This is a genomic window from Quisquiliibacterium sp. (assembly GCF_982640115.1).
The window spans coordinates 1-22,648 of the sequence record NZ_CEXFHW010000043.1 but is presented as its reverse complement, the minus strand read 5'-3'; the positions used below and the strand labels follow the sequence as shown (position 1 = coordinate 22,648).

Sequence of the window (22,648 nt, the reverse complement as noted above, 5' to 3'; positions counted from 1 at the left end):
TCGCCCCCGGCGCAGCCGGATGGGCGCCGCGTATCGGCGTGGGCGCGGTGTTCACCGTGCGATTTCCGCCGGCCCCCTCGGCCCTGCCGCTTTGACAAGCCGGACGCCGCTCCGATAGACTCCGCTCCCTTCGGCGCATTAGCTCAGTTGGTTAGAGCGACGGAATCATAATCCGCAGGTCCGGGGTTCGAGTCCCTGATGCGCCACCAGTACCGAACAAGCCCGCAGGAACCCTGGTCCTGCGGGCTTTTTCTTTGGGGCATCCGAGCATGAGCACCGACCGCCGCATCCCGCCCCCCGAGCAGTGCGTCCTGCGGCCGATGCTCGAGCACTGGGCAGAACGCCAGCCGGACAAGGTCTTCGTCGTGTTCGAGAACGGCGAGCAGTGGACCTACCGTCAGATGCACGAGAAGGTCTGCGAACGGGCCCGTGGGCTGCGCACGCTGGGCGTGGCCCAGGGCGACCATGTCCTGGTGTGGCTGCCCAACGGCCCGGAATGCCTGCTCAGCTGGTTCGCGATCAACTGGCTGGGTGCGGTCTATGTGCCGATCAACACCGCCTATCGCGGCGGCGTGCTCGAGCATGCGATCTCGGTGGCCGATGCGCGCCTGGGGCTCGTGCATGCCGAACTGCTGCCGAGGCTGAAGGGCATCGGCCTGTCGCGCCTGGAGACGCTGGTGGTGGCGCAGGGCGGCCACGGCGAGGCGCTCGACGGGCTGCGGCTGCTTGGCCGCGAGGCGCTCGATGGCGAGCCTGCCGTGGATCTCGCCCTCGCCCGTGCCATCGCGCCCTGGGACACCCAGTGCATCATCTTCACATCCGGCACCACCGGTCCCTCCAAGGGGGTGATGACCTCCTACCTGCAGCTGCACGAGTCCGGTCACGGCTTTGCGCCAGCCCGCGCCGATGACCGGCACCTGGTGCCGCTGCCGCTCTTTCATGCCGGCAGCACCATCCCGATCTATCTGATGCTGCGGCTGGGGGCGAGCTTCGTGCTGGCCGGCTCCTTCCGCACCGAGGACTTCTGGCCGCTGATCGAGCGCACCGGCACCACCTCGCTGATCCTGCTGGGCGTGATGGCCGGCTTCGTGGTGAAGCGCCCTCGCGACGAGGCCCCGGCCCGATCCACGCTTCGCTGGGCCCTCGCGGTGCCGCTCGACGAGGACGGCATGGCATTCGGCCGGCGCTTCGGGGTGGACATCGTGACCACCTTCAACATGACCGAGGTGTCCTGCCCGCTGGTGTCCGACCTGAACCCCACGCTGGCGGGCAGCTGCGGCGGGCCACGACCCGGCGTGGAGGTGCGTCTGGTCGATGCCAATGACTGCGAGGTGCCCGTGGGGGCGGTGGGCGAGCTGATCGTGCGCACCGACACCCCCTGGGCGATGAACTCCGGCTACTACCGCAACCCGGAGGCCACCGCGCGGGCCTGGCGCAACGGCTGGTTCCACACCGGCGACGCCTTCCGGCGCGATGAGGCCGGGAACTTCTTCTTCGTCGACCGCATGAAGGACGCGATCCGGCGCCGCGGCGAGAACATCTCGTCCTTCGAGGTGGAGTCGGAGGTGCTGGCCCACCCGGCGGTGCGCGAGGCAGCCGCGGTCGCGGTGCCCAGCGAGGTGGCCGAGGACGAGGTGCTGGTGGCGGTGTCGCTCGGCGAGGGCCGCACCCTCGACCCGGCCGAGCTGATCGGCTTCCTGCGCGAGCGCATGGCCCACTTCATGGTGCCCCGCTATGTGCGGGTGATGGACGACCTGCCCAAGACCCCCACGCAGAAGGTGCAGAAGCACCTGATCCGCAGTGCCGGCGTCACCGCCGACACCTGGGACCGCGAGGCCGCCGGGGTGGTGGTGCGCCGCGATCGGCTCTCGGGCTGATCCGCGGGCACGAAAGCAGCCACGTCAGGCTGAAGGCTTGCGCAGCAGCACCAGGGAGTGCCGGTACGGACGGGCCAGCCAGAACATCCGGTGGGCGTGCGAGAGCCAGCGCCGCGGACGGACGAAGGGCACCAGCAAGCGCAGCAGGCGCCGCACCTGCCGTGACAGGCCGCCGCGCCGGAACTCCGCGCCATAGCTCTCACTGTCGACGATCGCCTGCGCCACCGGCTGGTAGTCCGGGAAGAGCGCTGCGATCTGCGCCGGGGAAGGTCGGTGCAGATTGTCGATCGGGTCAGCGTGATAGGGGTAGGAATGCGGCGCGGCCACCAGCAGCAGGCCGCCCGGCGGCACGAGGGCATCGAGCGCCGCCGGCAGACCGGGCAGCAGCCGCGGCGGCAGATGTTCGATCACATTGCAGAACATCACCAGGCCCGGGGACATCGCGCGAAGCCGGGCCTGCAGCCCGGGATCGAAGAGATCGCCGGCGATGTCCACCCCGTCGGCCGCTTCGAGGTCGCTGTGCACCACCTGCCAGCCTGCCTGCTGCAGCGGCAGGATGGTCTGGCGATGGACATGGGGCTTGTTCACCTCGCGCATGCGGCGCGGCCCGCTGCCCAGGTTGATGGCAACCGCGGCCGTGCCCGAGGGCGGCGCGCCCAGCACATGGCCATGCAGGGCCTGTTCGATCCAGCGGGCTTCCTCGATGCGCATCCGGGGCCTGACAGCGATGGGATGGGGCGGAAAGGCGCAACGATACCCGACGCGCGCGTTGCCGCGCGCCTTCCTTGACCCGGCTCATCACCCCCGGCGCGGCCCCTGCCGACAATGACCTGCGCGCCGGCAGTCCGTCGGCGCCGTGCCCGCCAAGGAGAACCAGCATGCGCAAGATGGGACGCAGCGTCATCACCGCAGCGATCTGCAGCCTGGGGCTGATCGGCCCCGTGGGTGCCCAGAGCAGCGACGCCCAGCCCGCCCCCAAGACCCGCGCCGAAGTGCGTATCGAGCAGAAGGAATTCATCCGGAGCCATGTCTGGGACGAGGAAGCCGGCAACTGGGTGCTCAAGCCCGGCTTTCGCCCGCCCGAAGGGGTGAAGTCGCGCGAGGAGATCCGCGCCGCCCGCAACAGCTTCATGAAGGGCAACCGCTGGAACGAGGAGGCCTCCCGCTGGGAGCCGATCTCGGGCCCGCCGCGCGACATCTCCAAGCTCTCACGCGCAGAAGTCCGACGCGAGACCGCCGCCTTCCTGAAGACCCATCGCTGGGATCTCGAGAAGGATGCCTATGTGGAGGTCAAGCCGCGATGACCCGATGGCGGCGTCTCGCCGCCCCGGGCCCCGACGCACGATCGCGCCGGGGCCGCGCCGCTTCGGCCCCGCCGGCGACGGCGGCGTCCGGCCCGCAACGGTCGACGACGCGCGATGAGGACGCATCGCAGCCGCCGCTCCTGACCGACGCACCGGACGCGCTGCCGATCGGCGAAGCACAGATCCCCGGGGCCATCCGCGACGATGCTGACGACGACCAGGAAAGGGTTTCAACCAGCGCCGGCACGGCATCTGCGCGCGTCTCGATCCAGGGGTCTTCGACAGCCGGGAAAGGCCCGCTTTCCGAGTGAGCGCAGCGTTCGACATGACGCGTTCGGCGAATGAAATGAGGCGCTGTCCAGTTCGCTTGACGCTCCATGGCCCCAAACCTAGGATCGGCCGCATTCGCGTTCACGAGCAGTCATCCCAACCATGCCCAGGGGAGTCCGATCCAGCGGTCCCGAAGGCGGCGGCGCGCCCTCTTCGGTGCAGAAAGCCTGCCTGATCCTGCGGGCCATGTCCGACGCCCGCAATGCCCGTCTGACCGACATCGCGCAAGCCGCCGGCCAGGACAAGGCGACCACCCTGCGCCTGCTCGATGTGCTCGCGCGGCACGGCTTCGTCAATCGCGACCCCGAGAACAAGCGTTACAGCCTCGGCCCCGAGATCTTCGCGCTGGGTGCGGCCGCCATGTCGCGCAGCGACCCGCGCGCCAAGGTCCGGCCCAGCCTCATCCAGCTGGTGCGTACCTTCGAAGACACCGCCATCCTGTCGGTGCCGCGGGGCGCCGAGTCGGTCGCGGTCGATGTGCACCAGGGCAGCTTCGCCATCCGTGCCAACTATCTCGAGGTGGGCAGCCGGCGCCCGCTCGGCGTGGGCGCGGGCAGCCTGGCGCTGCTCGCCTGGCTGCCCGACGAAGAGATCGACGCGCTGATGCCGTTCATCGCCGACCGACTCGTGAATTACCCGCTGCTCAGCCCGGCGCTGCTGCGCCGTTCCATCGAGGACGCCCGGCGCCGCGGCTATGTCATGCTGGTCGATGTGGTGGTGCCGCGCATGGGCGGCATCGCAGTGCCCATCCTTTCCGAAGACGGCCGCCCAAGTGCCGCCATCAGTATCGCCGCGCTGAGCGAACGCATCATCGGGCGCGAGGCGGCACTCTCCGAGGCGCTGCTGCGCGAGGCCGCGGCCTGCCGCACCTACCTGCGCCAGAGCAGCCTGTGACCGCGCACCCACCTGCCGGCATGCCCGCGCCGAGACCGCTCTGAACCCCGCCTACATCGCCGGTGCCGGCAACACCCGCTTCGGCCGTCACGATGGCCTTGGCGCCATCGACCTCATGGCGCAGGCCGCCGAGGGCGCGCTGCGCGAGTCAGGTCTCGCCCGTGGCGAGATCGACGCCGTGCTCTGCGGCTACGCCACCACCTTGCCGCACCTGATGCTGGCCAGCCTGGTGAGCGAGCGCCTGGGCATCCGGCCCGCCTACGCCCACGGCATGCAGATGGGCGGCGCCACCGGCGCCGGCATGGTGATGCTGGCCAGCGACCTGGTCCGTCTCGGCCGGGTTCGCCGGGTGCTGGTGGTGGCCGGCGAGAACCGCGCCAGCGGCCAGACCCGCGATGACGCCATCCAGACCCTGGCCCAGGTCGGCGACGCCGACTTCGAGGTGCCCAACGGGGGTTCGGTGCCCGCCTACTACGCCCTGCTCGCCTCGCAGTACATGCACCGGTACGGGCTGACCGAGACCGACCTCGCCGAGTTCGCGGTGCTGATGCGCCGCCACGCCGCGAGCCACCCCGACGCGCAGCTCACCGCCCCGATCAGCGTGGCCGATGTGCTCGCCTCCAAGCCGATCGCCTCGCCCCTGAAGCTGCTCGACTGCTGTCCGATCTCCGACGGCGCGGTCGCGCTGGTCATCAGCGCCGACCCGGGGCGCGGCGACGGACTGCCGGTGGCGATTACCGGTGCCGGCCAGGCCCACCATCACCAGCACCTGAGCGCGGTCGATCAGCTCGACGACCTTGGCGCCGCAGCCTCGGCAAGACGCGCGCTCGGCCAGGCCGGCATGGGGCTGGCCGATCTCGACCTGCTCGCCATCTACGACTCCTTCACCATCACGCTGGCCATCCTGCTCGAGGAGATCGGCCTGTGTCCGCGTGGCGCCAGCGCCGAGCGGGTTCGCGAGGGGGTTTTCGGGACCCGTGGCGCGCTGCCCCTGAACACCCACGGTGGCCTGCTCTCCTTCGGCCACTCCGGCGCCGCCGGCGGCATGGCGCACATCGCCGAGGCCTGGCGGCAACTTGCCCGACGCGCCGGCGCCCGTCAGCTCGATGCGCGCCGCCGCTGTCTGCTCCATGCCGACGGCGGGGTGCTTTCGGCCCATGTCAGCCTGGTGCTGGAGGCCCGCCCATGAGCGTGTCGCGCCTGTCGCGTCCCTACGCCGAGGGCCTCGCCGCCGGGGTGCTGCGCTACCAGCGCTGTGCCGGCTGCGGCCAGGCCCAGCGTCTGGCCCGACACGCCTGCCCGGCCTGCGGCAGCACCGATCTGCGCTGGCACGACTGCGCCGGCACCGGCACGGTGGCCGCCGTCACCGAGGTGCGGCGCGCGCCGGCCGATGCCTGGCGGGCCTTGGTGCCCTACACCCTGGTGCTGGTCGATCTCGATGAAGGCACCCGGCTGATGGGCCATGGCGCTGCGGGTCTGGTCATCGGCCAGCGGGTCAGCGGTCGGGTCGACGAGGCCGCCGGCCAGCGGGTACCGCACTTCGCACCGCTCGGGCCGGGCTGAACCCGGTCGGGCCGGCAGGCTGCGCCCGGTCGCGCGCGGCCCGACCGATATACTGCGGCGCATCCGAACCCCTCCGGGCCGCGGCCCCGCCATGACGCGCAAGCTCTACATCAAGACCTTCGGCTGCCAGATGAACGAGTACGACTCGGCCCGCATGGCCGATGTGCTCGGCGAACAGGGCCCGCTGGAGCGCACCGACGATCCCGGGCAGGCCGACATCATCCTGTTCAATACCTGCTCGGTGCGCGAGAAGGCCGAGGAGAAGGTGTTCTCCGACCTGGGCCGGGTGCGCGCGCTCAAACGCGAGCGGCCCGGGCTGATCGTGGGCGTGGGCGGCTGCGTGGCCAGCCAGGAGGGCGCGGCGATCGTCGCGCGCGCGCCGTATGTCGATGTGGTCTTCGGGCCGCAGACACTGCACCGGCTGCCGGCGCTGATCGAGGCACGGCGTCGCTCCGGCCGCCCCCAGGTGGACATCAGCTTCCCCGAGATCGAGAAATTCGACCACCTGCCGCCGCCGCGCGTGGAAGGGGCGAGCGCCTTCGTGTCCATCATGGAGGGCTGCAGCAAGTACTGCAGCTTCTGCGTCGTGCCCTACACCCGCGGCGAGGAGGTCTCGCGGCCACTCGACGATGTGCTGGTGGAGGTCGCCAGCCTGGCGGCTCAGGGCGTGCGCGAGGTGACCCTGCTTGGCCAGAACGTGAACGCCTGGCGCGGGCTGATGGACGACGGCGAGCCCGCCGACTTCGCGCTGCTGCTCGATTGCGTGGCCGGCGTGCCGGGGATCGGACGCATCCGCTACACCACCTCGCATCCGCGCGAATTCTCGCCGCGGCTGATCGAGGCCCATGGCCGCATCGACGCACTCGCCGACCATGTCCACCTGCCGGTGCAGTCGGGCTCCGACCGCATCCTTGCCGCCATGAAGCGCGGCTACACCGCGCTCGAGTACAAGTCGATCATCCGGCGGCTGCGGGCTGCGCGCCCGCAGGTTTCGATCAGCACCGACTTCATCGTGGGCTTTCCCGGCGAGACCGACGAGGACTTTGCCCGGACCCTCGCCCTGATCGACGAGGTGGGCTTCGATGCCTCGTTCTCGTTCATCTACAGTCCGCGGCCGGGCACGCCGGCGGCCGATCTTGCCGACGACACCCCGGCCCCGGTGAAGCTGCAGCGGCTTCAGACCCTGCAGGCACGCATCGAGGCCCATGCCCGTGCCATCAGCCAGGCGATGGTCGGCACCCGCCAGCGGGTGCTGGTGGAAGGTCACGCCCGCAAGGACGGCAGCGAGCTCTCCGGGCGCACCGCCAACAATCGCGTGGTCAACTTCCCGGGCCAGCCCCGGCTGATCGGCCACTTCATCGAGCTCGAGATCGTCGCCGCCCTGCCCCATTCCCTGCGCGGCAACGCCGTGCAACGGCCGGCATGAGCGGTGCCGCCGGCGCCCGCGGCAAGGCGCTGGAATACCGCCCGGCCGACTCCGACACCCAGCGGCTGGCCAATCTCTGCGGGCCGCTCGACGCCCACCTGCGCCAGATCGCCGAGGCCTTCGACACGCGCATCCAGCGACGCGGCGAGCACTTCCTGATCGAGGGTGCGCCGGCCTCGGCGCGAGCTGCCCGGGCTGCGCTCGAACACTTCCACGGGCTGGCGCAGCGCGCATTGTCGATCGACGAGATCCAGCTCGGCCTGGTCGAGCTGCGGGCTGGCGCCCGCACCGATGCCGGCGCTGCCACCCTCACCGCCACGCCTGACGAGGCGGACACCCCGGTGCTGCACACCCGTCGCGCCGACCTGCAGGGTCGTACACCGCGGCAGCGCGAATATCTGCGCCACATCCTCTCGCACGACATCACCTTCGGCGTCGGGCCGGCGGGCACCGGCAAGACCTACCTCGCGGTGGCCTGTGCGGTCGATGCGCTCGAGCGCGACGCGGTCAAGCGCATCGTGCTCACCCGCCCGGCCGTGGAGGCCGGCGAGCGCCTGGGCTTCCTGCCGGGCGATCTCGCGCAGAAGGTCGATCCCTATCTGCGGCCGCTCTACGACGCGCTCTACGACCTGCTCGGCTTCGAGCGCACCGCCCGGATGTTCGAGAAGCAGGCGATCGAGATCGCGCCGCTCGCCTACATGCGGGGGCGCACCCTCAACCATGCCTTCATCATCCTGGACGAGGCCCAGAACACCACGCCCGAGCAGATGAAGATGTTCCTCACCCGCATCGGCTTCGGCTCGCGCGCGGTGGTCACCGGCGACACCACCCAGGTCGACCTGCCGCGCGGCCAGGCCTGCGGACTGGTCGAGGCGGTGAATGTGCTGCGTGATGTGCGCGGCATCGCCTTCACCCGGTTCGACAGCAGCGATGTGGTGCGCCATCCGCTGGTCGCGCGCATTGTGGATGCCTACGAGCGTGCCGGCAGCGGCAGTTGAGCCGGCGCTCGCGCTCGGGCTGCAGCGCGGCCCGCGGGTGCCCGACTGGCCGGTGGCGCCGGCCCGGCTTCGCCGCTGGGTGCGGCTCGCCCTGGCCGCCGACGCGCAACTGACCCTGCGCTTCAGCGCCCGCGCCGAGGCGATCGCGCTGAACCGCACGTTCCGCGGCCGGGACTACGCACCCAATGTCCTCACCTTCACCTACCCGCCGGCGCCGGGTGATGCCGGCGCGGCCTGCGCCGCCGACATCGTGATCTGCATACCGGTGGTGCGCGAGCAGGCCCGCGCACAGCGCAAGCCCTTCGACCACCATCTCGCGCATCTGGTGATCCACGGTGTGCTGCACGCCCAGGGGCACGACCACCAGACCCCCGGCGAAGCGGCGCGCATGGAGGCCCTCGAGACGGCGCTCCTGCGCCGGCTGCGCATCCCCGACCCCTACCTCGCGCGGCCTGCCACAGGCGCCCGTCGCGCGCCGGATTGAGCGCTGCCGCGGCCATCGGGTATGCTGGCCGCTTCGCAACCTCCGGTTCCATCGATGTCCGATGCTCCGTCGGGGGGCGAGCCAAGGCGCTCGCTGCTCGAACGACTGTCCACGCTGCTGCTGCGCGCGCCCGATGACCGGGAGCAGCTCCTGAGTCTGCTGCGCGGCGCCCACGAACGCGAACTGCTCGATGACGACGCGCTCTCGATGATCGAGGGCGTGCTCCAGGTGGCCGAACTGTGTGCCGGTGACATCATGGTGCCGCGCGCCCGCATGGATGTGATCGACATCGCGCAGACGCCGGCGCAGTTCCTGCCCCAGGTCATCAGCACCGCGCGCTCGCGTTTCCCGGTGATCGACGGCGATCTCGACAATGTGCTGGGCACCCTGCACGCCAAGAGCCTGCTCAGGCTGTTCGGCGCCGAACCGCCGCCGCTGCGCGCGCTGCTGCGCCCGGCGGTGTTCATCCCGGAATCCAAGCGGCTGAATGTGCTGCTGCGCGAGTTCCGCGCCACCCGCAGCCACCTCGCGATCGTGGTCGACGAGTACGGTTCGGTGGCCGGTCTGGTCACCATCGAGGATGTGCTCGAGCAGATCGTGGGCGAGATCCGGGACGAGTTCGACGCCGAGCCCTCGGCCGATGCCATCACCCCCGCCGGCGAGGGCCATGACGGCCCCCGCTTCCGGCTGCGCGCCGACACCGAGATCGAGGCCTTCAATCGGCACTTCGGCACCCACCTGTCGCAGCAGGAGCTCGACACCATCGGCGGGCTGCTCACCGCGCAGCTCGGCCGGGTGCCGCGCCGCGGTGATCTCGTCACGCTCGAGGGCTTCCGCTTCGAGGTGCTGCGCGCCGATGCGCGACAGGCCCATCTGCTGCTGGCCGAACGGCTGAGCACCGCGATCGCCGATGCCGCGGCCGCCGTCGACGCCGGCCGCTGACCCGAGCACGCCGCCGGTCGCCATCGGCCCGGGCTCCGCGCGTCACCGGGTTGGCCGCCGCGCGCTGGCGGCAGCGGCGGCCGGGGCGGCCCATGCCCTCACCCTGTCGTTCCTGCCGGGCCCCCTGGCCTGGCCGGCGCAGATCCTCAGCTTCGCCGTGGGCCTGTGGCTGGCTGCGGGCGCCGCAAGCCGACGGCAGGCAGGCCTGAGCGGCTTCGCGTTCGCCATGGGGCACTTCGCGGTCGGTCTGTGCTGGCTGCATGTCAGCATGCACGACCATGGCGGCATGCCCTGGCTGCTGGCGGCGCTCGCGCTGCTGCTCTTCTGCGCCTATCTCGCCCTGTGGCCGGCGCTCGCGCTGATGCTCGCCCACGACCGCCCCGGATGGGGCTGGGTGGCCGGCGTGGCCGGGGCCTGGACACTGGCCGAGGCAGCGCGCGGCTGGGTCTTCACCGGGTTTCCGTGGCTGTCGATCGGCTATGCCCACATCGACGGGCCGCTCGGCGGACTCGCGCCACTGGTGGGCGTCTACGGCGTGGGGCTGGCCGCGGCGGGGGTGGCCGCACTGCTCACGCTTGGCGCGCTCGGTCGGCGCAACCGCGGCTGGCGCGCCCCGGCCATCGTGGCCGCCATGACGCTGCTGACCGGTCTCGCACTCGGCGAGCTTCGCTTCACGCAGGCCGCAGGCGAGCCGCTGAGCGTTCGGCTGGTCCAGGGCAGCATCGCCCAGTCGATGAAGTTCGATCCGCAGGGCGCCGTGCGGGCCATGCGGTGGTACGCCGACCAGGTGGCCACGAGTCGAGCCCGCCTGACCGTGCTGCCCGAGACCGCCTGGGTGGTGCCCTGGACCCATACCCCGCCCGAGATCGCCGACACGGTGCTCGAGGGTCTGCGCGCGAATGGCGGCGCGCTGCTGCTGGGCGTGCCCATCGTCGACCCGGTACCGGGCGCGGCTCCACGGGTGAGCAACAGCGCGCTGCTGATGGCAGGCGGCGGACCGGGTTCGCGCTACGACAAGCAGCACCTCGTGCCCTTCGGCGAGTTCATCCCCTGGGGCTTCGGATGGTTCGTGCGATTGATGAACATACCGCTGGGCAGCTTCGGCCGGGGTGCGCCGCCGCAGCCGCCCTTCCTCGTCGACGGCCAGCGCATCGCCGCCAACATCTGCTACGAGGACCTGTTCGGCGAGGAGATCGCCGAGCAGGTTCGCGCACCGGTGTCGGCAGGGATGCTGGTGAACATGAGCAACCTCGGCTGGTTCGGTGATTCGCACGCGCTGTCGCAGCACCTGCAGATCTCGCGCATGCGCGCACTCGAGACCGGCCGGCCGATGCTGCGCGCCACCAATACCGGCGTCACCGCGCTCATCGATCATCGCGGGCAGGTTCTGGCGCGCCTGCCCAACCTGCAGGCGGGCGTGATCGACACGCAGGTGCAGGCCACCGCCGGGCTCACGCCCTACGCGCGACTGGGCAACCTTCCCGTGCTGCTGCTGGCGGCCGGCCTGCTCGCAACATCGCTGGGGCTGCGCAGAGCCGGGGCGACGGACGCGACGAAGCCTTCCAGTAAAATCGCGGGCTGACCTCATCCGGGACCGCCATGCTCACCTTCCAGCAAGTCATCCTCAGGCTCCAGGAGTACTGGGACCGCCAGGGCTGCGCCCTGCTGCAGCCCTATGACATGGAGGTGGGGGCGGGCACCTTTCACACCGCCACCTTCCTGAGGGCGATCGGTCCCGAGCCCTGGCGGGCCGCATACGTGCAGCCCTCGCGCCGCCCCAAGGACGGCCGCTATGGCGACAACCCCAACCGGCTGCAGCACTACTACCAGTACCAGGTGGTGCTCAAACCGTCGCCGCCCGACATCCTCGACCTGTATCTCGGCTCGCTGCAGGCACTGGGCATCGATCCGCAGCGCAACGACATCCGCTTCGTCGAGGACGACTGGGAATCGCCCACGCTGGGCGCGTGGGGCCTGGGCTGGGAGGTCTGGCTCAACGGCATGGAGGTCACGCAGTTCACCTATTTCCAGGAGGTCGGTTCGCTCAAGTGCCAGCCGGTCACCGGCGAGATCACCTATGGCATCGAGCGCCTGGCCATGTACCTGCAACGGGTGCAGAGCATCTACGACCTGACCTGGACCGAGGGCGTGAGCTACCGCGATGTCTTCCACCAGAACGAGGTCGAGCAGTCCACCTACAACTTCGAGCACGCCAACGCCGCGATGCTGTTCCGCCACTTCGATGAATACGAGGCCGAGGCGCAGCGCCTGATCGCCGTGCCGCTGGCCCTGCCCGCCTACGAGATGGTCATGAAGTGCTCCCACACCTTCAATCTGCTCGACGCCCGCGGGGCGATCTCGGTCACCGAGCGTGCGGCCTACATCGGCCGGGTGCGGCAACTGGCGCGGGCGGTTGCGCAGGCCTATCACGATTCGCGCGAGCGGCTGGGTTTTCCCATGCTCGCGCGCACCGGGCAGGTGGCCTGAATGAGCGCCCGTCCGCTGCTGATCGAGCTCTTCACCGAAGAGCTGCCGCCCAAGGCCTTGCGCCGCCTGGGCGAGGCCTTCGCCACCGCGATCGTCGAAGGCCTGCGCACACGCGGCCTGAGCGCCCCGGCGGGCGAGCACCGCGCCTTCAGTTCGCCGCGCCGGCTCGCCGTGCGCGTCGAGGGCGTGCTGCATGAGGCGCCGCCGCGCCGTGTCGAGGTCAAGGGGCCTTCGGTGAAGGTCGGCCTCGATGACCAGGGCCAGCCCACCCAGGCGCTGCTCAAGTGGGCGCAGAAGGTGGGCGCCGATCCGGCGGCCCTCACCCGCGCCTCCGACGGCAAGCAGGAATGCTTCTTCCATGCCAGCGAGCAGCCGGGCGAGACCCTGGCCGGCTGCATCGACGCCCTGCTCGCACACGCGCTGGGTCGCCTGCCCATCCCAAAAGTCATGGAGTACCAGCTCGCCGATGGCCGCACCAACGTCAGCTTCGTGCGCCCCGCGCATCGTCTGGTGGTGCTGCACGGCGAACAGGTGGTGCCGGCCTCGGTGCTCGGCCTGAGCTCGGGCCGCGCCACCTTCGGCCACCGCTTCCAGAGCGCCGGCGAACTGCGCATCCCCGATGCTGCGTCCTGGGCCCATGTGCTCGAGCGCCAGGGCCGGGTCTTGCCCGACTTCGACACGCGACGCGCCCGCATCCTCGCCCTGCTCCAGACCGAGGCCCGCTCGCTGGGCGCCTCGATGGGCGATGCCGCGCAGGTCGAAAGCCTTCTCGAGGAAGTGACCGCGCTCGTCGAATGGCCGGCGGTGTACGTGGGCGGCTTCGAGGCCGAGTTCCTGCAGGTGCCGCAGGAGTGCCTCATCCTCACCATGCGCACCAACCAGAAGTACTTCCCGCTCTTCGACGACAGCGGTCGGCTGCTGCCGAAGTTCCTGATCGTCTCGAACATGGCCATCGACGATCCCTCGCTGATCATCGACGGCAACGAGCGGGTGGTGCGCCCGCGCCTGGCCGATGCCCGCTTCTTCTACCAGCAGGATCGCCGCACGCCGCTGGCCGATCGGGTGGCCGCGCTGGGCTCGGTGGTCTACCACGCCAGGCTCGGCACGCAGGCGCAGCGCATGGCGCGGGTGCAGCGCATCGCGGCAGCGATCGCCGCACGGCTCGGTGCCGATGTCGGGCACGCCGAACGGGCCGCAATGCTCGCCAAGACCGACCTGCTCACCGGCATGGTGGGCGAGTTCCCCGAGCTGCAGGGCGTGATGGGCGCCTACTACGCGCGTCACGACGGCGAGGCACCCGAGGTGGCGCAGGCCATCGTCGAGCACTACCAGCCGCGCTTCGCCGGCGACGCGCTGCCCGCCAGCACCACCGGCACCGTGCTGGCGCTGGCCGACAAGCTCGAGACCCTCACCGGCCTGTTCGGCATCGGCCAGCAGCCCACCGGTGACCGCGACCCGTTCGCACTGCGCCGGCACGCGCTCGGGGTCATCCGCATGCTGATCGAGCGCGAACTCGCGCTGCCCTTGTCGTGGCTGCTCGACACCGCCTTCGCCGCCTTCGAGCCCGGCGCCGCCGCAGGCCGGCCTGCGCTCGCCGAGTTCATCCTCGAGCGCCTGGCGGGCTGGCTGCGCGATCGCGGTCACAGCCCGCAGGAGGTTGCTGCGGTCATCGACCAGCGGCCTGACGACCTCGCCCGCGTCCCGCAGCGGCTGGCCGCCGTACGGGCCTTCAGCGCCCTGCCCCAGGCGCAGGCGCTGGCGGCAGCCAACAAGCGGATCGGCAACATCCTGCGCAAGTCGGGCGAGACCGCGTCTGCCAGCCTGCAGACTGCGCTGCTCACCGACCCGGCCGAGCAGGCGCTGGCCGGCGAACTCGCCGCGCTCGCACCCGAGGTCAACCGGCTGATGGCGGCGCACGACTACACCGGCGCGCTCACCGTCATGGCGCGTTCGCGCGAGGCGGTCGACCGCTTCTTCGAACAGGTGATGGTCATGGCCGACGACCCCGCGGTGCGGGCCAACCGGTTGTGCCTGCTCGGCGGACTGCACACCCTGATGAACCGCGTCGCCGACATCTCCCGACTGTCCACATGAAGCTCGTGGTTCTCGACCGCGATGGCGTGATCAATCACGACAGCAGCGCCTACATCAAGAGCCCGACGGAATGGCGTCCGTTGCCGGGCAGCCTCGAGGCGATCGCCCGACTGCGCAAGGGCGGCTGGCGGGTGGCGGTGGCCACCAACCAGGCCGGCGTGGGTCGCGGCCTGTTCGACATGGCCACGCTGAGCGCGATCCATTCGCGCATGACGGCCGCGGTTGCCGCCGCGGGCGGGCATCTCGACGCGATCTTCTTCTGCCCTCATGCGCCTGAGATGCAATGCGGCTGCCGCAAGCCGCGTCCCGGCATGCTGCACGAGATCGCGCGCCGCTTCGCCGTCGAGCCAACCGACATGGTGATGGTCGGCGACTCGCTGCGCGACCTGCAGGCCGCCCAGGCCGCGGGTGCGCGGCCGGTGCTGGTGCTCACCGGCAACGGTGCCGACACGCTGCGCGCCGGCTCGCTGCCGGAGGGCACCACGGTGCGCGCCAACCTGATGGCGGTGGCGCGGGAACTGGCCCCATGAGTCTGCAGGTGCGCTGGACAAGGACCCGAGCGTCCAACATCATTGCCGCGGGCCGCGCCACGGCATGCGCCCATTTCCGGAGACCCTGATGCCGTACCTGCGGTCGATCGCCTTCACGCTGCTGCAGATCGTCACCGTCATCCCGATGAGCGTGCTGTGCCTGCTGTGCGCGCCGCTGCCCCGCCCGCTGCGCTACCGCATCACGGTCGGCTGGCCCCGACTGATCGTGTGGGGTGCGAAGGTCCTGCTCGGCATCGACCATCGGCTGATCGGTGCCGAAAACTTTCCTGACGGTCCGGCCATCGTGCTCTCCAAGCACCAGTCCACCTGGGAGACGCTCTACTACGTCTCGCATCTGCCGCGTGAACTGTGCTTCGTCTTCAAGCGCGAGCTGCTGTTCCTGCCCTTCTTCGGCTGGGGCATCTGGCTGCTCGACATGATTCACATCAACCGCTCGCGCAGCCGCGACGCCTTCGAGGAGGTGGTCACGCAGGGCAGCCGCAAGCTGGCCGAAGGCCGCTGGATCATCATGTTCCCCGAGGGCACCCGCACCCGCGCCGGGTCGCAGGGCCGCTACCGCAGCGGCGGCACACGCCTCGCGGTGCGCACCGGCGTGCCGGTGATCCCCATCGCCATGAACTCCGGCGACTTCTGGCCGCGCCGTGCCTTCCTGAAGAAGCCGGGCACGGTCACGGTGTCGGTGGGGCCGCTCATCCAGACCACAGGCCGCAGCCCCGATGCCGTCATGACCGATGTCGAGGCCTGGATCGAGGCCGAGATGCGGCGCATCACGCCACAGGCCTACGCGCACGAACCGGCCTCCGCGCGCGTGCGCGCACTCGAACCCGCCGGCCAGCACGTGGGGAACCCGCCGGCATGACGCTGCGCAAGCTGCGCGAACTTGCCGACGCGGCGCTGCAGCTCACGCTGCCGCTGTTCGAACCCCACCATCCACCGGCAGTGCAGCGCGCCGGAAGGCGGGTGGCGCGCCTGGGCGGCGAGTTCGTCGAGTACGAGCTGCGGCGCTCGCGTCGCCGCACCATCGGTTTCGTGATCGACGATCGCGGCCTGTCGGTGACAGCGCCGCGCTGGGTGCCGCAGGAGGAGATCGACGCGGCGCTCGCCGAGCGGGCCAACTGGGTGCTGCGCAAGCTGGTCGAATGGCGTGACTACTCGCGGCGCCGCGAGCGCATGGCCATTCAGTGGCAGGACGGTGGCCTGATGCCTTTCCTGGGCGAGAACCTCATCCTGCAGGTGCTGGCCGGCCACCGCGGCAAGCCGCAACGGCTGGGCATGGCGCTGCAGCTGGGCCTGCCGCCCGATGCCGGCAGCGAGCAGCTGCGCGACCTCGCCCAGGGCTGGCTGCAGCAGCGTGCACGCGAGCACTTCGCCGAGCGCATCGCGCACTTCTCCCGCGAGCACGGCGTCAGCCCACGCCGCTGGGCGCTTTCCTCGGCGCGCACCCGCTGGGGCAGCTGCGCCGCCGATGGCTCCATCCGCCTGAACTGGCGGCTGATGCACTTCCCGCCCGAAATCATCGACTACGTGATCGCGCACGAGCTCGCGCACCTGCGCGAGATGAATCACGGGCCGCGCTTCTGGAGCGCGCTGGGCGAACTCTTTCCCGACTGGCAGCACGCGCGCGAGTGGCTGCGCGGCTTTCCGGACGGCGGCGAGCGCTGAGCCCACCGGCCCCGCGCGGGCAGCGGGCGGCCCGACGGCGCGATGCATGAACAGCCGGCGGCAAGGCCGGCCGCGCCCGCTCAGACGCTGCGGGTGCTGGTCTGGATGAGCTCGACCTTGTAGTGATCGGGATCCTCGAGGAACGCGATCACGGTGGTGCCACCCTTCACCGGTCCTGCCTCGCGGGTGACTCGTCCGCCGGCCTGGCGCACCCGCTCGCAGGTGGCGGCCACATCATCGACGCCGATGGCGATGTGGCCATAGGCGCCGCCGAGTTCGTACTCGGCCACGCCGTGGTTGTAGGTGAGCTCGATCTCGGCGTGACCATCGGCATTGCCGCGGCCATAGGCCACGAAGGCCAGCGAGTACTTCTGCTCGGGACGGTCGGTGGTGCGCAGCAGGTTCATGCCGAGCGCGCCGGTGTAGAAGTCGATGGAGCGCTGCAGGTCGCCCACCCGCAGCATGGTGTGAAGCAGTTTCATGTCGTGGCCGCTCGTGTCGGGAAAGCGACGATGTTAACCCGCCGCCACGGCCTTCAGGCGGCGCGCCAGCGCCACCCAGTCGGCCACCGGAATCTCCTCGGCGCGTGCCGTGGGCGGCAGACCCGGATCGGTGATGCCGCGCTGCGCGAGCCAGGGCAGCAGCGTGCCGCGCAGCATCTTGCGGCGCTGGCCGAAACCCGCTGCCAGCAGCGCCGAGAGCTCGGCCAGTGGCACTTCGGCGGCCTCGCGCAGGGGCAGCATGCGGATCACCGCCGAGTCCACGCGCGGCGGCGGATCGAAGGCCGCAGGCGGCACCTCGATCAGCGACTCGACCTGGTAGCAGGCCTGCAGCAGCACCCCCAGCCGGCCGTAGGCCGCGCAGCCCGGCGGCGCCACGATGCGGTCGACCACCTCCTTTTGCAGCATGAAGTGCTGGTCGAGCACACGGTCGTGCCAGGTGATGAGCCGCACCAGCAGCGGGCTGGAGATGTTGTAGGGCAGGTTGCCGACCAGGCGCAGCGGCCCCGCCGCCGCGAGCGGCCCGAGGTCGACTGCCAGCGCGTCACCCTCGATGAGCGTGAGCCGCGATCCGAAGCGCCTGCGCAGCCGGGCGGCGAGATCGCGGTCGATCTCGATCGCGGTCAGCTGGCCGGCGCACTCGAGCAGCGGCCCGGTGAGGGCGGCATCGCCCGGACCGATCTCCACCAGGCAATCGCCCGCACGGGGGGCCACCGCCGCGACGATTGCCTCGATGATGCCGCGATCAACCAGGAAGTGCTGGCCGAATCGCTTGCGGGCGACGACGGGCTTCACCGGTTGGCCGGGCGGCTCAGCGGTCGCGGTATTCGACGAAGGCGCGGTCGCGCACCTGGCGCAGCCAGTCCTGGGTCTGTTCCTCGATGAGGCGCTCGCGGACGGCCATGCGGGCCGCCTGCCGTTGCCGATCGGCGGACGCGACCTCGGTGCGCCGCTCGAGCACCTGGATGAGGTGGAAGCCGAACTCGGATCGCACCGGTTCGCTGACCTCGCCGGGCTTGAGTTCGCTCATGGCCTTCTCGAAGGCCGGCACGGTATCACCGGGGTGCAGCCAGCCGAGATCGCCGCCGCGACTGGCGGTGCCGTCGATGGAGTACTGGCGGGCCATATCGGTGAACTCCACCCGGCCAGTGAGCACACGGTCGCGGACTTCGCGCAAGCGGCGCAGCACATCTTCCTGCGGCAGGGCATCGGTGGGGCGCATGAGGATGTGGCGCGCGCGGGTCTGCAGCACCGGCTCGCCGAGCAGCCCGGGCGCCTGGCCGGTGCGCCGTTCCTCCAGGCGCAGCACATGAAACCCGTTGGGGCTGCGCAGCAGACCCGAAACCTGGCCGGGGTTCAATCGCTCGATCGCCTCGAGGAACATCGCCGGCAGGCGATCGGCGGAGCGCCACCCGAGGGCGCCACCGCTCATGGCCTCGGGGGCGTCGGAGAAGGCCGCGGAGAGCCGGGCGAAATCGCCGCCGCGCTCGACCTGGCGCAGCAGCTCCTCGCCGCGCAGCCGCTGCCGCTCGATCTGGGCCGCGCTGGCACCTTCGGGCACCCGCAGCAGGATGTGGGCGATGCGGTATTCGGGCGCGACCCTGCCCGCCTGCCGCTGCTCGGACAGGAAGGCATCGATGTCGGCCTCGCTCACCACCAGCCGCGCATCGACCTCGCGCTCGCGCAGCCTGGCCATGAGGATCTCGTCGCGGATATCTTCCCGGAAGCGCGAGAACGACTGGCCGTCGCGCTCGACCTGAATGCGCAGCTGGGTGGGGGTCAGGCGGTTCTCTTCGGCCAGGCGGGCGATCGCCCGGTCGAGCTGGGCGTCATCGACCCGCAGACCGGCCTCGCGCGCAGCCTGCGCCACCGCCCGGTCGGAGATCAGGCGCTCCAGCACCTGGCGACGCAGCTCGTCGGCGGGCGGCACCTCGATGCGGCGCTGACGCAACTGGCGTTCGACGGTCTGCAGCCGCGCGCTGAGCTCGAGTTCGGTGATCACATCGGTGTTCACCACCGCGATCACCCGGTCGATCTCGGTGGCCGACCGCGAGGGCGCGGCCGGCTGCGCGACGGCCAGCGCGGCAACGGCCCAGGCAAGCGCAATGGTCAGCAGACGCAGGCTGGACTTCATTCGTATCCGAAGTATCTGGAGGGAAGGCTGGGACGGTCTGCGGGCAGACGGTAGCCAGGGATGTTCCGGCGCAATATATCAAACGGATCGGAGCCGATCCGCGCCAGCCCCGCCAGCTCGAGCTGGATGAAGAAGGTGCTCGTGGACACCCCGGCCGCGGTGACGAAGCGCTGCAGCACGAAGCGCAGGGTCCAGCAGTCGGCGTTGCGCTCGAAACCGGCGATCGCCTCGATGATGCCTGGCTGGGCATCGATGACCGCGAGGGTGCTGGGGTCGGTGCGCTTGCGCAGCCAGGAATAGTTGACCCGTCCGAGCGCCATCCAGCCGGGGCTGACCGGCCAGCGCCACGAGGTGTCGACCTGGCCGAGCTCGTCGCGCAGATAGCGCACGCCGGCATTGAAGATGCGGCCATCGGCGGGCAGGTAGCGCCAGAGCAGGTTCACCCGCGGCACCGACGAATCACGCACGCTGTACTGCAGACCGGCGTCCAGGCTCATGCCGCCGCCGAGCACCGCCGAGCCCGCCAGCAGGATGTCGGAGTGCGGATCGGTGCGCGGCGCCACCCCGGGGATGGCCACCCGCTGCTCCGAGAAATAGGTGCGCTGCCCGAAGGCCAGCCTCACCGACTCGACGCCGGAGCCGGGATCGACCATGCGCGAGACCAGGGCCGTGGTGAGCTGGTTCTGGTCGGCGATACGGTCGTTGCCCACGAAGGTGTTGTCGGAAAAGAGCTGCGCGAAGTTGAAGTCGGCCACGCCGGTGTCGAACACCGGGAAGGCCGACTGGTCGCGGTAGGGCGAACGGACATAGAAGAGGCGAGGCTCGAGCGTCTGGGTGAGCTCGCGCCCGAACAGTCGGGTGGGGCGCTCGAAGACCAGACCGGCATCCAGCGAGGCGATCGGCACCGAGCGATTGAGCGCGACCGGATCGACGCCGGCCTGATCCAGGCGATAGGCCGACAGGTGCACGCCGACACGCGGCGTGATGAACCAGCCCGGGCGGATCACCGGATAGGCAACCCGCGGATAGGCCACCAGCCGGTTGCCCTCGACCGAATCGGCGAGCGGCCGGCGAAAGCGGGTGGCATCGAAGAGCTGCTCGAATTCGAAGCCGCCGATGTCACGGTCGATGCGGCTCAGCGCGAGCTGCGGCAGTCGCTCGTAGGGTGGCGCTGCGCGGGCATCGAGAATCGACTGATAGCGGGTGGCGCGCAGCAGCACGGTCCAGTCGTGCCAGCTGCGGGTGGCCAAGGCGTCGCGCGGCAGCACCCGGTCGGAGCTGGCCAGGATGGAGCGCGAGTAATCGACGAAGTAGTTGTCATCAGACACGCCGCGGGCATTGACCTGCCCGCTCCAGCCGCCGACATTGGCGTAGTTGTGCAACCCGCTCCAGTAGAGCCGGCTCTCGCCGGTGGCAGTGTCACGCGGCGTGAATTCGGCACGCAGATCGCCCGAGGCCCGCGGCTCGAGATAACGCAGCTGAGCGCCGAGCTGCAAGCCGCGCAGCGTCATGAACCGCGGGTAGAGCGTGAGGTCGCGGTTGGGCGCGATATCGATGTAATAGGGTGCGAGCAGCTCGGCGCCACTGCGTGTGGTGTACGAGAAGCTCGGTGGCAGAAAGCCGCTGCGACGCCCCTCACCCAGCGGAAAGCCGAACACCGGGGCGGCCAGCACCTGCCGGCCGCGAAAGAACAGGCCCGCCGAGCGGCCGCTGCCCTCCTCGCGCTGCGGGTCGATCTCCAGGCGCTGCGCGCGCACGAACCAGTCGGGATCCTCGGCGCGACACCCGGTGTACACCGCATCGTGCAGCGCCACCCGACCCTCGCCGAGGAACTCCAGCCGCTCGGCACGACCGCGCCCGCCGAGCAGGCCCAGCGCAAACGACGGTGACAGGAAGATCCCGGTGGAGTCCTCCATGCGCAACTGCAGCGCCGGACCGCTGAACACGCTGCCCTGTCGCACCACCCGCACATTGCCCACCGCCACCAGCTCGTCATCAGGGGCGAGCATGCGGATGCGCTCGGCGCGGATGACGGTGCCAGCCCGCCGGACCTCGGCCTCACCGCTCAGGGTGAGGTCGTGATCGATGCGGCCGGTGAGGGCATCGGCGGTGGCATACGACGGGCGGCCCTGATCGTCGGTGGCCGTGGCCTCGGACAGCCGCGGCTCCAGGCGCAGACGCGGCGCGGGCAGATCGCTGGCGTCAGGGCCGGCGGCTGCGCCCTGAGCCAGCGCCTGGCCGCAGGCGGACAGGAGCAGAGCGGCGGCTCGAAGGCGAAGATGGGGCATGGCGGGCGGTCGGATTATCATACAAGCGCCCGATGCCCCCATGAGCCCCGACCAAGCCCCCCCCGCTGACGCCCGTCTGCACAACCTGAGCCAGTGGCTGGCCAGCCTGCCGGCCACGCTCGGCCTGCAGCCCGCCAGCCTGCGCCCGGCCTCCGACGACGCGAGCTTCCGGCGCTATTTCCGCGTCGATGCCGGAACCCTCCGGGCGGGCAGCCTGATCGCCATGGATGCCCCACCGCCCCAGGAGGACTGCCGGCCCTTCGTGCATGCCGCGTCGGTCATGGCCCAGGCCGGGCTGAGCGTGCCGCGGGTGCTGGCACAGGACCTCGAACGCGGCTTCCTGCTGCTCGATGACTTCGGCGCCACCACCTACCTGCAGGCGCTCGACGAGCGCACCGCGCCCGTGCTCTATGGCGAGGCCAGCGCTGCGCTGGTGCGTCTGCAGCAGGCCAGCCGACCCGGCGTGTTCGCCCCCTATGACCGGGCGCTGCTCATGCGCGAACTCGATCTCTACCCGCAGTGGTATGTCGCTCGCCATCGCGGCATCACGCTGAGCGCCGCCGAGCAGGAGACCCTCCAGTCGGCTTTCCAGCGGCTGAGCGACTCGGCGCTTGCCCAGCCGCAGGTGATCGTCCACCGCGACTACCACTCGCGCAACCTGATGCTGCTGCCCGGTGAGGCCAACCCCGGCGTGCTCGACTTCCAGGACGCGGTGATCGGCGCCCACACCTACGACCTGGTCTCGCTGCTGCGCGATGCCTACAAGGCCTGGCCCGAAGCGTTCGTGCTCGACCAGTGCATCCGCCACTGGGAGCGGGCCCGGCGCGCCGGTCTGCCGGTGCCTGACGACTTCGGCGAGTTTTACCGCCAGTTCGAGTGGATGGGCATGCAGCGCCACCTGAAGGTGCTGGGCATCTTCGCGCGGCTGTGCCACCGCGACGGCAAGCCGCGCTACCTCGCCGACATGCCGCTGGTGCTCGACTACCTGCTCAAGGCCGCGCGCCGCTATCGCGACCTCGATACGCTGGTGCGGGTGCTCGAGCGGGTCGAAGGCGAGTCGCGCGCCAGCGGCTACACCTTCTAGGGCCCGGGCCATGCGCGCCCTGATCCTCGC

General features: G+C 70.7%; 21 protein-coding genes and 1 tRNA gene. 17 read left to right on the top strand and 5 right to left on the bottom strand.

Features of this window, described 5'->3' with window-relative positions:
* Nucleotides 1–132 precede the first annotated feature (132 nt).
* Nucleotides 133–209: transfer RNA gene (locus AC2H6A_RS07165), tRNA-Met, on the top strand.
* Nucleotides 210–269: 60 nt separating this feature from the next.
* Entirely contained in the window at nt 270–1,877 is a 1,608-nt protein-coding gene (locus tag AC2H6A_RS07160) for an AMP-binding protein (protein WP_484272466.1), read from the top strand.
* A 24-nt stretch (nt 1,878–1,901) separates the two neighbouring features.
* Here AC2H6A_RS07160 and AC2H6A_RS07155 read toward each other — a convergent pair whose 3' ends face one another.
* Nucleotides 1,902–2,588 carry a hypothetical protein gene (locus AC2H6A_RS07155; protein ID WP_484272465.1) on the bottom strand — a complete coding sequence of 229 codons (687 nt, stop codon included), beginning with the start codon at nt 2,586–2,588 and terminating at the stop codon, nt 1,902–1,904.
* 167 nt (nt 2,589–2,755) lie between these two features.
* Here AC2H6A_RS07155 and AC2H6A_RS07150 point away from each other — a divergent pair, with 167 nt between their 5' ends.
* The 14 genes from AC2H6A_RS07150 (at nt 2,756) to AC2H6A_RS07085 (ending at nt 16,612) form a co-directional block, all read left to right on the top strand.
* Nucleotides 2,756–3,181 carry a DUF4148 domain-containing protein gene (locus AC2H6A_RS07150; RefSeq protein WP_484272464.1) on the top strand — a complete coding sequence of 142 codons (426 nt, stop codon included), beginning with the start codon at nt 2,756–2,758 and terminating at the stop codon, nt 3,179–3,181.
* A 516-nt stretch (nt 3,182–3,697) separates the two neighbouring features.
* Nucleotides 3,698–4,405, top strand: a complete 708-nt coding sequence (locus AC2H6A_RS07145) for an IclR family transcriptional regulator (RefSeq protein WP_484272463.1) — start codon at nt 3,698–3,700, stop codon at nt 4,403–4,405.
* A 40-nt stretch (nt 4,406–4,445) separates the two neighbouring features.
* Nucleotides 4,446–5,594 (top strand): thiolase family protein, encoded by a 1,149-nt coding sequence (locus AC2H6A_RS07140; protein ID WP_484272467.1) that lies wholly within the window; start codon nt 4,446–4,448, stop codon nt 5,592–5,594.
* Complete coding sequence (locus AC2H6A_RS07135) at nt 5,591–5,968, top strand: Zn-ribbon domain-containing OB-fold protein (RefSeq protein WP_484272462.1); 378 nt, start codon at nt 5,591–5,593, stop codon at nt 5,966–5,968. The genes AC2H6A_RS07140 and AC2H6A_RS07135 overlap by 4 nt, the downstream gene beginning before the upstream one ends.
* 91 nt (nt 5,969–6,059) lie before the next feature.
* Complete coding sequence (gene miaB, locus AC2H6A_RS07130) at nt 6,060–7,394, top strand: tRNA (N6-isopentenyl adenosine(37)-C2)-methylthiotransferase MiaB (RefSeq protein WP_484272461.1); 1,335 nt, start codon at nt 6,060–6,062, stop codon at nt 7,392–7,394.
* Nucleotides 7,391–8,392, top strand: a complete 1,002-nt coding sequence (locus AC2H6A_RS07125; RefSeq protein WP_484272460.1) for a PhoH family protein — start codon at nt 7,391–7,393, stop codon at nt 8,390–8,392. Before miaB ends, AC2H6A_RS07125 begins: the two co-directional genes overlap by 4 nt.
* A complete protein-coding gene (ybeY, locus tag AC2H6A_RS07120) occupies nt 8,361–8,876 on the top strand; it encodes an rRNA maturation RNase YbeY (RefSeq protein ID WP_484272459.1) in 516 nt (171 codons plus the stop codon). Before AC2H6A_RS07125 ends, ybeY begins: the two co-directional genes overlap by 32 nt.
* Before the next feature lie 54 nt (nt 8,877–8,930).
* Complete coding sequence (locus AC2H6A_RS07115; RefSeq protein WP_484272458.1) at nt 8,931–9,818, top strand: HlyC/CorC family transporter; 888 nt, start codon at nt 8,931–8,933, stop codon at nt 9,816–9,818.
* Nucleotides 9,787–11,400, top strand: a complete 1,614-nt coding sequence (lnt, locus tag AC2H6A_RS07110; RefSeq protein WP_484272457.1) for an apolipoprotein N-acyltransferase — start codon at nt 9,787–9,789, stop codon at nt 11,398–11,400. The genes AC2H6A_RS07115 and lnt overlap by 32 nt, the downstream gene beginning before the upstream one ends.
* Before the next feature lie 17 nt (nt 11,401–11,417).
* Nucleotides 11,418–12,305 (top strand): glycine--tRNA ligase subunit alpha, encoded by an 888-nt coding sequence (gene glyQ, locus AC2H6A_RS07105; protein ID WP_484272456.1) that lies wholly within the window; start codon nt 11,418–11,420, stop codon nt 12,303–12,305.
* Nucleotides 12,306–14,399 carry a glycine--tRNA ligase subunit beta gene (gene glyS / locus AC2H6A_RS07100; RefSeq protein WP_484272455.1) on the top strand — a complete coding sequence of 698 codons (2,094 nt, stop codon included), beginning with the start codon at nt 12,306–12,308 and terminating at the stop codon, nt 14,397–14,399.
* On the top strand, nt 14,396–14,929 hold the full coding sequence (gene gmhB, locus AC2H6A_RS07095) for a D-glycero-beta-D-manno-heptose 1,7-bisphosphate 7-phosphatase (RefSeq protein ID WP_484272454.1): 534 nt from the start codon (nt 14,396–14,398) through the stop codon (nt 14,927–14,929). The genes glyS and gmhB overlap by 4 nt, the downstream gene beginning before the upstream one ends.
* Nucleotides 14,930–15,017: 88 nt before the next feature.
* Entirely contained in the window at nt 15,018–15,809 is a 792-nt protein-coding gene (locus tag AC2H6A_RS07090) for a lysophospholipid acyltransferase family protein (protein WP_484272453.1), read from the top strand.
* Complete coding sequence (locus tag AC2H6A_RS07085; protein ID WP_484272452.1) at nt 15,806–16,612, top strand: M48 family metallopeptidase; 807 nt, start codon at nt 15,806–15,808, stop codon at nt 16,610–16,612. Before AC2H6A_RS07090 ends, AC2H6A_RS07085 begins: the two co-directional genes overlap by 4 nt.
* 80 nt (nt 16,613–16,692) lie before the next feature.
* Here the strand turns inward: AC2H6A_RS07085 and gloA are convergent, their stop codons facing one another.
* From gloA to AC2H6A_RS07065, 4 genes are read right to left on the bottom strand one after another with little or no spacing between them, the layout of a single operon-like run.
* Entirely contained in the window at nt 16,693–17,094 is a 402-nt protein-coding gene (gene gloA / locus AC2H6A_RS07080) for a lactoylglutathione lyase (RefSeq protein WP_484272451.1), read from the bottom strand.
* A 33-nt stretch (nt 17,095–17,127) separates the two neighbouring features.
* Nucleotides 17,128–17,907, bottom strand: a complete 780-nt coding sequence (rsmA, locus tag AC2H6A_RS07075) for a 16S rRNA (adenine(1518)-N(6)/adenine(1519)-N(6))-dimethyltransferase RsmA (RefSeq protein ID WP_484272450.1) — start codon at nt 17,905–17,907, stop codon at nt 17,128–17,130.
* Between the two features lie 16 nt (nt 17,908–17,923).
* Nucleotides 17,924–19,246: a peptidylprolyl isomerase gene (locus AC2H6A_RS07070; RefSeq protein WP_484272449.1), complete on the bottom strand. Its 1,323-nt coding sequence runs from the start codon at nt 19,244–19,246 to the stop codon at nt 17,924–17,926.
* Nucleotides 19,243–21,534 (bottom strand): LPS-assembly protein LptD, encoded by a 2,292-nt coding sequence (locus tag AC2H6A_RS07065; protein ID WP_484272448.1) that lies wholly within the window; start codon nt 21,532–21,534, stop codon nt 19,243–19,245. Before AC2H6A_RS07065 ends, AC2H6A_RS07070 begins: the two co-directional genes overlap by 4 nt.
* Before the next feature lie 40 nt (nt 21,535–21,574).
* Here AC2H6A_RS07065 and AC2H6A_RS07060 point away from each other — a divergent pair, with 40 nt between their 5' ends.
* Nucleotides 21,575–22,618 carry an aminoglycoside phosphotransferase family protein gene (locus tag AC2H6A_RS07060; protein WP_484272447.1) on the top strand — a complete coding sequence of 348 codons (1,044 nt, stop codon included), beginning with the start codon at nt 21,575–21,577 and terminating at the stop codon, nt 22,616–22,618.
* The last annotated feature ends 30 nt before the right edge of the window (nt 22,619–22,648 follow it).

What these genes read in the sequence shown, in the direction of transcription:
- AC2H6A_RS07160 (WP_484272466.1), top strand. Translation starts at nt 270, where the DNA reads ATGAGCACCGACCGCCGCATCCCGCCCCCCGAGCAGTGCGTCCTGCGG.
- AC2H6A_RS07155 (WP_484272465.1), bottom strand. Translation starts at nt 2,588, where the DNA reads ATGCGCATCGAGGAAGCCCGCTGGATCGAACAGGCCCTGCATGGCCAT.
- AC2H6A_RS07150 (WP_484272464.1), top strand. Translation starts at nt 2,756, where the DNA reads ATGCGCAAGATGGGACGCAGCGTCATCACCGCAGCGATCTGCAGCCTG.
- AC2H6A_RS07145 (WP_484272463.1), top strand. Translation starts at nt 3,698, where the DNA reads ATGTCCGACGCCCGCAATGCCCGTCTGACCGACATCGCGCAAGCCGCC.
- AC2H6A_RS07135 (WP_484272462.1), top strand. Translation starts at nt 5,591, where the DNA reads ATGAGCGTGTCGCGCCTGTCGCGTCCCTACGCCGAGGGCCTCGCCGCC.
- miaB (WP_484272461.1), top strand. Translation starts at nt 6,060, where the DNA reads ATGACGCGCAAGCTCTACATCAAGACCTTCGGCTGCCAGATGAACGAG.
- AC2H6A_RS07125 (WP_484272460.1), top strand. Translation starts at nt 7,391, where the DNA reads ATGAGCGGTGCCGCCGGCGCCCGCGGCAAGGCGCTGGAATACCGCCCG.
- ybeY (WP_484272459.1), top strand. Translation starts at nt 8,361, where the DNA reads ATGCCTACGAGCGTGCCGGCAGCGGCAGTTGAGCCGGCGCTCGCGCTC.
- AC2H6A_RS07115 (WP_484272458.1), top strand. Translation starts at nt 8,931, where the DNA reads ATGTCCGATGCTCCGTCGGGGGGCGAGCCAAGGCGCTCGCTGCTCGAA.
- lnt (WP_484272457.1), top strand. Translation starts at nt 9,787, where the DNA reads ATGCCGCGGCCGCCGTCGACGCCGGCCGCTGACCCGAGCACGCCGCCG.
- glyQ (WP_484272456.1), top strand. Translation starts at nt 11,418, where the DNA reads ATGCTCACCTTCCAGCAAGTCATCCTCAGGCTCCAGGAGTACTGGGAC.
- glyS (WP_484272455.1), top strand. Translation starts at nt 12,306, where the DNA reads ATGAGCGCCCGTCCGCTGCTGATCGAGCTCTTCACCGAAGAGCTGCCG.
- gmhB (WP_484272454.1), top strand. Translation starts at nt 14,396, where the DNA reads ATGAAGCTCGTGGTTCTCGACCGCGATGGCGTGATCAATCACGACAGC.
- AC2H6A_RS07090 (WP_484272453.1), top strand. Translation starts at nt 15,018, where the DNA reads ATGCCGTACCTGCGGTCGATCGCCTTCACGCTGCTGCAGATCGTCACC.
- AC2H6A_RS07085 (WP_484272452.1), top strand. Translation starts at nt 15,806, where the DNA reads ATGACGCTGCGCAAGCTGCGCGAACTTGCCGACGCGGCGCTGCAGCTC.
- gloA (WP_484272451.1), bottom strand. Translation starts at nt 17,094, where the DNA reads ATGAAACTGCTTCACACCATGCTGCGGGTGGGCGACCTGCAGCGCTCC.
- AC2H6A_RS07070 (WP_484272449.1), bottom strand. Translation starts at nt 19,246, where the DNA reads ATGAAGTCCAGCCTGCGTCTGCTGACCATTGCGCTTGCCTGGGCCGTT.
- AC2H6A_RS07065 (WP_484272448.1), bottom strand. Translation starts at nt 21,534, where the DNA reads ATGCCCCATCTTCGCCTTCGAGCCGCCGCTCTGCTCCTGTCCGCCTGC.
- AC2H6A_RS07060 (WP_484272447.1), top strand. Translation starts at nt 21,575, where the DNA reads ATGAGCCCCGACCAAGCCCCCCCCGCTGACGCCCGTCTGCACAACCTG.